Genomic DNA, 5,366 nt, shown 5'->3' on the forward strand with positions numbered 1-5,366 from the left:
AGATCATCGGTAGCTTTGTGGGCGAACTGAAGCGCCGGGCCGAGGCGCGGCTGGGCGGGGAACTGACCCAGGTGGTGATGGGCCGCCCCGTGCATTTCGTCGATGATGACCCGGTGGCCGACGCCGAGGCACAGGGCCAACTCGAGGCCGCCGTGCGCGCCCAAGGTTTTGAGGATATTGCCTTCCAGTTCGAACCGATCGCGGCCGCGCTCGACTATGAGCGGCAAGTGAGCGGGGAAAAGCTGGCACTGATCGTCGACCTTGGTGGCGGTACCTCTGACTTTTCGGTGGTGCGCGTTTCGCCCGGGCGGAGCGGGCTTGCCGATCGCAGCGGCGATATTCTTTCGACGGCTGGTGTGCATATCGGCGGTACCGATTTCGACCGGCTGCTGGCCATGGCCAAGGTGATGCCTGAACTCGGGCTCGGGACGGAAACGCGCGACAAGAAGCGCTACCTGCCAGTGGCGCCCTATGTCGACCTGTCGACCTGGCACCGGATCAACCGGCTTTATGACGCCAAGGCGTTGCGCGACCTGCGCTCGACCGTGAGGGAGGCCTCTGAGCCGGACATGGTGGAAACCATGGTGATGCTGGTCGAGGACCGGCTGGGGCACCGGCTGATCGGCCGGGTGGAAGAGGCCAAGATTGCGCTCTCGGATGCAGCGGAAACCCGCTTTGTCTTTCCGGTGCGCGACCGGGAAATCACGACCATGATTTCGGCGGATGAACTGGGGCAGGCGCTGGCGGACTCCATCGGGCGGCTCGAAACTACCATTCGCGAAACGCTGCGCCGCGCGGGCGTAGGGCCCGAGGCGGTGGACAGCCTGATCCTGACCGGTGGTTCGACACTGGTGCCGGCAGTGTCCGGCCGCCTGCAAGCGCTGTTCCCCGACGCCGAAGTGGTGCGCACGGACGTGCTCGGCTCGGTCGGGCTGGGCCTCGCCATGGAAGCAAGGCGCGTCTTCGGCGCCTGATCGTGACTTGAGCGGTCGAATCTGCGCTATCCTCACAACGGTGGGGGAAGCGCGATGCAGATCATTCGAACGAGCAAGATAATTCTGGTCGGTGCGGTGGGGCTTTATGCGAGCCTTGTCGCCTTTGGCAACATCACCGACTACGGCAGCAACTTCGCCTTTGTGCAGCATGTGCTTTCGATGGACAGCGTCTTTCCCGACGCGACCACGACCTATCGGGCGATCACAGCGCCCGTGCTGCATCATCTCGCATATCTTCTTATCATTGCCGCCGAGGTCGCAACGGCAGCGGTCTGCTGGATCGGGGCTGGGCGGATGTTTCGGAGCCGCGGGGCCGCGGCGCGGGAGTTCAATCGCTCGAAGGCCTGGGCCATTGGCGGGCTGACGCTGGGCTTTCTGGTCTGGCAGGTCGGGTTCATGAGCATTGGCGGAGAGTGGTTCGGCATGTGGATGTCGAGCACCTGGAACGGCCTGCAATCAGCTTTCCGGGTCTTCATCACGATTGTCGGCGTGCTGATTTTCGTGTCGCTGCGGGATGGGGAACTGGAGGAGTAGCCTCCCCCCGCACTTGTGCAGCTTATCCAACTAATCCCCGCGTCACGGTGATCTGCTAGTCTTCGGGCATAGTCGAACAATTGGGTTTCGACGGGGCAGGAGGCGGGCATGAGCGACAAGGCGCCGCCGGACTGGGTTTCCATTCGCGAAGAATATGAGGGGCGGTTGTTCCTGCCGACGGTGATCTGCCGACGGCATGGGATCACGGCTGCCCAGCTCCGTTATCGCCGCGAAATGGAAGGCTGGCTGAGTGCGCGGGCGAGAGTGCCGAAACAGGCCGATCTCGTGGCCCGCATGCTCAAAGTGCTCGACAAGCAGATAAGACGACTGGAGGCGGCGGTGGACGAACCGATCGACAAGCAGGTCAAGGCGCTGAGCGAGAGCGTCAAAACGCTCGATACCCTGATCAAGAATGGCGCGTCCAAGCCCAATGTGGAGCCGGCGACGCGAAAAGACATGACCGACCTGCGCGCCAAGCTGGTGAAGCGATTTGAGCAATCCGCACGCTGACGCGGTCGCCAAGGTTGCTGCTCTCAGCGATGAAAACGCCGAACGCACCTATTTCTCCTGGGCCCGTTGGGCGCGGCGGGAACAGAAGCAACCACCGGGAGACTGGACGACCTGGCTGCTGATGGGCGGGCGCGGCTCGGGCAAGACCAGGGCCGGGTCTGAATGGGTGCGGCGACTGGCGCGGCGCAGGATTTCGCCGATCGCGCTCGTGGGCGAGACCATGACCGAGGCGGTCGACATCATGGTGCGGGGCGAGAGCGGGCTGATCGCCGTGCATGCCGATCACGAACGACCGGTGCTCAAGGGGAAAAGCCGGCTGGTCTGGCCCAATGGGGTCGAGGCGGCGATCTTGACGGCGTCCGATCCGGAGCGGTTTCGCGGGCCGCAATTCGCGGCAGCGTGGTGCGATGAAATTGCGAAATGGCCCCATGCGGAAGAGGCTTGGGACATGTTGCAGTTCGGGCTGCGATTGGGCGATCGGCCGCGGCAATTGGCGACGACGACACCGAAACCGACAAAACTCATTCGCCGGCTGCTGGATGACGAGCAGACGCGCGTGGTGCGGATGACCACGGAGGACAATTACCGGTTTCTGGCGCCGCAGTTTCTTGATGCCGTGGTGGCGCGCTATCGCGGCACGGTGCTCGGAAGGCAGGAGCTGGATGGCGAACTGATCGAGGATCGGGCCGATGCGCTCTGGCAGCGCGGGATGTTTGGCGAGGGTGGGGCGGTCACGGGGCGGATCGTCGTGGCGGTTGATCCGCCGGTGACGGGGACGGCGCGGTCGGATGCTTGCGGGATCGTGGTGGCCGGGCAGAGCGGCGAGGGTGCGGTGGTGCTGGAGGACGCGACGCTGAAAGGCGTGGCGCCGCTGACCTGGGCGCGGCGGGCGGTGGCGGCGTTTTATGCGCATGCGGCCGATGCCGTTGTCGTCGAGGTGAACCAGGGCGGGGATCTGGTGAAGAACCTGCTGTTGCAGGTGGATGGCTCGGTGCCTGTCATCGAGGTGCGGGCGATGCGCGGAAAATGGCTGCGGGCGGAGCCGGTGGCGGCGCTCTATGGGCGCGGGCTGGTTGGGCATGTGGTGGGGCTGACGGCGCTTGAAGACGAGCTTTGTGCCTTTGGGCCGGATGGCAAGGCGGATGGGCATTCGCCAGACCGGGTGGATGCGCTGGTCTGGGCGCTGACGGAATTGCTTTTGAAGGGTGTGGGACCGCGCGTGCGCTGGATCTAGGCCACAACGAAGGATCAAAGAATGCCGAACTGGATGAACCGCCTTTTCGGCGGACGGACGAACACGCCCTCTGAAACCAAGAATTTTTCGGGGCACACGCTGATGACGCTGAGCGCGCTGGGCGCGGCGCAGTGGAGCGGGCGGGGCTATGCGAGCCTCGTCAACCAGGGGTTTATGCGCAATCCGGTGGTTTATCGCTGCGTCCGGTTGATCGCCGAGACGGCGAACCGGGTCCCCCTCACGGTGCGGGTTGATGGTAAGGTCGTCAGCGAGCATCCGCTGAAAAGCCTGCTGCAAAGGCCCAATGGGCGGCAGTCGGGCGCGGAAATGCTGGAAGCGGTTTATGCCTACCTGCAGACGGCGGGGAATGCCTATCTGCAGGCGGGGATCGTCGATGGGGGCGTGAAGGCGCTGTTCGTGTTGAGGCCCGATCGCATGCGGGTGGTGGCCGGGGGCGATGGCTGGCCGGTTGCTTACGACTATACGGCGGGCGGACGCACGGTGCGGATTTCGCAGGAGAGTGCGCCGCTGCCGGGTATTCTGCACATGGCGCTGTTTCATCCCATGGACGACCACTATGGCATGGGGCCTCTGGAAGCCGCGCAGACGAGCCTCGATATTCACAACGCCTCGGCGCAGTGGAACAAGGCGCTGCTCGACAATGCGGCGCGGCCAAGCGGGGCGCTGGTCTATTCGGCGGGTGGCGGCACGCTGACGGAAGAGCAGTTCCGGCGGCTCAAGGAGGAGCTGGAGGAGAATTTTTCCGGCGCCGCCAATGCCGGGCGACCTATGGTGCTCGATGGCGGGATCGACTGGAAGGCCATCGCCATGAGCCCGCGGGAGATGGATTTCATCGAGGCCCGACATGCCGCCGCGCGCGACATCGCGCTCGCCTTCGGGGTGCCGCCCATGCTGCTCGGCATTCCCGGCGACAATACCTATGCCAACATGGCCGAGGCCAACCGGGCGCTGTGGCGGCAAACGCTGGTGCCGCTGGTGGTGCGGGTGAGCCAGGAACTGAGCCTGTGGCTGGGACCGGCGTTTGAAGGCGCCGAAGTGGTGCCGGATTTCGACGAGGTCGAGGCGCTGGCCGAGGACCGTGCGGCGCTCTGGACACGCGTGGGTGGGGCGGCGTTTTTAAGCGATGCGGAGAAGCGGGAGATGGTGGGGATAGGAGCGTAGGCAATGGCACAAATTGCTCGGCGAGCGCTGAAAGCGCTTGTATGGGAAATCCGGCTGGCAACGCTTTCGCTGAAGCTTGATGTACTGATTGGCGGGTTGGAGCGGCGGTATCGCCCGGACCAGCCCCGGATGCCGAAAGGGACGCCTGAGGGTGGCCAGTGGATTGACGCAGTGGGAGCGCCAGGCACGACACGGATCAGGACCGCCTTGGCGGCAAATCTCGTTGCGGAACGCGTTGGTCCTGGCGATGCAGGTTTGGTGAGGCATTGTATTTATGTGGACATGCTTGGCCGGCAACGCACTATAGAACTAAATGCCATGGTTTCTTGTCGGCCGACTTATCCGGCCGCCCCACTCTAGCGGTGCTGCCATGCTTATAATTGAGAATATCTCTTTGACTGAGCGTGCCGCAGCCGAGTTTAGCCGTGCACGATCGACCTTCGTCGCAGGTATCGGGGAGGTCTTTGCTCTTGTCTGGGTATCAAAATACGAAGATGAAAGCGGGAAAACTGTGCCCGGTTTTGTACCGGGATACACGTGCGGCCCGCTTTACTCAGAGGGTCTGACGGCCCCTTGGGCATTGGCTCAACTTCCCGATGGCTCTCGTTTTTACTTCATGCCACGGTTCAAATGGAGTGCTGATGAGCACTACTTGATCGATAAGCTCGGTCCCTTGTTCTCCATAACGCCTTCAATTGCAGGGCTTCGGCGAGCTGGCACGCTCTAGTTTGCAATTTCGCCAAGATAAACGGTGGCACCGATGAAGATCAGAACAGTCACTATAAGACCGCCCGGCGATGAAAATGAGATTGTGGATCTCGTCAGAACTGGGAAGGCGAGGACGGACATCAAGGCGACTGCGGTGGAGCGTGTTGAATTTTCCTTCAGCGCGCCGGAAAGCGGTTGGATAA

The 5,366-nt window shown here is 63.2% G+C and carries 6 protein-coding genes; 5 read left to right on the forward strand and 1 reads right to left on the reverse strand.

Annotated features, from left to right (window positions below):
* From J0I64_RS04460 to J0I64_RS04480, 5 genes are all read left to right on the forward strand, one after another.
* Nucleotides 1-974 (forward strand): Hsp70 family protein (locus J0I64_RS04460; protein WP_291406406.1); only part of this gene is annotated, 974 nt, incomplete at its 5' end.
* Nucleotides 975-1,028: 54 nt separating this feature from the next.
* A complete protein-coding gene (locus tag J0I64_RS04465) occupies nucleotides 1,029-1,529 on the forward strand; it encodes a DUF2165 family protein (RefSeq protein ID WP_291406407.1) in 501 nt (166 codons plus the stop codon).
* Nucleotides 1,530-1,637: 108 nt separating this feature from the next.
* Entirely contained in the window at nucleotides 1,638-2,039 is a 402-nt protein-coding gene (locus J0I64_RS04470) for a hypothetical protein (RefSeq protein ID WP_291406408.1), read from the forward strand.
* Nucleotides 2,020-3,273, forward strand: coding sequence for a terminase family protein (locus J0I64_RS04475; RefSeq protein WP_291406409.1), 1,254 nt, complete (start codon nucleotides 2,020-2,022; stop codon nucleotides 3,271-3,273). The genes J0I64_RS04470 and J0I64_RS04475 overlap by 20 nt, the downstream gene beginning before the upstream one ends.
* 21 nt (nucleotides 3,274-3,294) lie before the next feature.
* A complete protein-coding gene (locus J0I64_RS04480) occupies nucleotides 3,295-4,455 on the forward strand; it encodes a phage portal protein (RefSeq protein ID WP_291406410.1) in 1,161 nt (386 codons plus the stop codon).
* A gap of 723 nt (nucleotides 4,456-5,178) precedes the next feature.
* On the opposite strand, the gene J0I64_RS04485 is transcribed toward J0I64_RS04480, so the two are convergent.
* Nucleotides 5,179-5,366: hypothetical protein (locus J0I64_RS04485; RefSeq protein ID WP_291406411.1), on the reverse strand; the 188-nt coding region annotated here is incomplete at its 5' end.

Origin of the sequence: Devosia sp. (assembly GCF_017307565.1) — a bacterium.
Taxonomy (GTDB): domain Bacteria; phylum Pseudomonadota; class Alphaproteobacteria; order Rhizobiales; family Devosiaceae; genus Devosia.